1 protein-coding gene is annotated in these 978 nt (G+C 67.9%); it reads left to right on the top strand.

Annotated elements, in window-relative coordinates:
- Positions 1-50 precede the first annotated feature (50 nt).
- Positions 51-978, top strand: a protein-coding gene (locus KZA10_RS16135) for an IS5 family transposase (RefSeq protein WP_101306151.1) whose coding sequence is annotated in 2 segments (ribosomal slippage) — positions 51-422 and positions 424-978 — 927 coding nt in all. Because the reading frame shifts where the segments join, the coding sequence is not laid out codon by codon here.

The following is a 978-nucleotide window of genomic DNA, read 5'->3' as shown; positions in this document are numbered from 1 at the left end:
CTAGGGCGTGTCTCCCATATCGCTGGTGAGGCTCACGGCAGTCTTGTTGTGTGAGGTCTGATTCGCGGTTGAGGGTGTTCACGGACGAGCAATGGAAGCGGATCGAGCCGTTGCTGCCCTCGAACGAGGGCCGTCGCGGTCATCCGTTCGGTGACAGCCGTCGCGTGGTGGAGGGCATCGCGTACCGGTACCGGACCGGGATCCCGTGGCGTGATCTGCCGCGCGAGGAGTTCGGGCCGTGGCAGACGGTGTGGAAACGTCACCGCCGCTACGCCGGCGACGGCACCTGGGACCGGGTTCTCGCACGGATTCTCGCCGACGCCGACGCAGCGGGGAAGATCGACTGGGCGGTGTCGGTGGATGCCACGATCGCGCGTGCGCATCAGCATGCGACGAACACCACCCGACCCGACCAGGACACAGGGGGCGGGATCGAATCACAAGAATCTGCCGTGGCACGAGGTTGAACCGGCCGGACACGGCATCGGCCGCTCCCGCGGCGGGCTGACCACCAAGATCCACCAGGCCGTCGACGGGCGGGGCCGACCACTGGCGATGGTGATCACCGGCGGACAACGCAACGACGGTGCCATGCTCGCCCATGTCCTGGCGGAGATCCACGTCCCCAGGCTCGGCCGCGGACGACCCAGAACGCGACCCGACGCGGTCATCGCCGACCGGGCTTACACGTCAGGGGTGACCCGAACCGAACTGCGCCGTCGCGGGATTCGGGCCGTCATTCCGGAGAAGAGCGACCAGATCGGCGCCCGGAAACGCCGGGGATCACGCGGCGGCCGCCCACCCGGGTTCGACGCCGTTGCCTACCGCGGACGCAACGTCGTAGAACGATCGTTCGCTCTCGCCAAGCAATGGCGGGGCCTCGCCACCCGCTACGACAAGCTCGCGATCACCTACCGCGCGGCCGTCACCATCAGCGCAATCCTCACCTGGCTACGCCATATGGGAGACACGCCCTAG

The organism is Microbacterium sp. BF1 (assembly GCF_019279095.1).
In the GTDB taxonomy this organism is placed as follows: Bacteria; Actinomycetota; Actinomycetes; order Actinomycetales; family Microbacteriaceae; genus Microbacterium; species Microbacterium maritypicum.
This window is presented reverse-complemented; position numbering and strand designations above follow the sequence as displayed.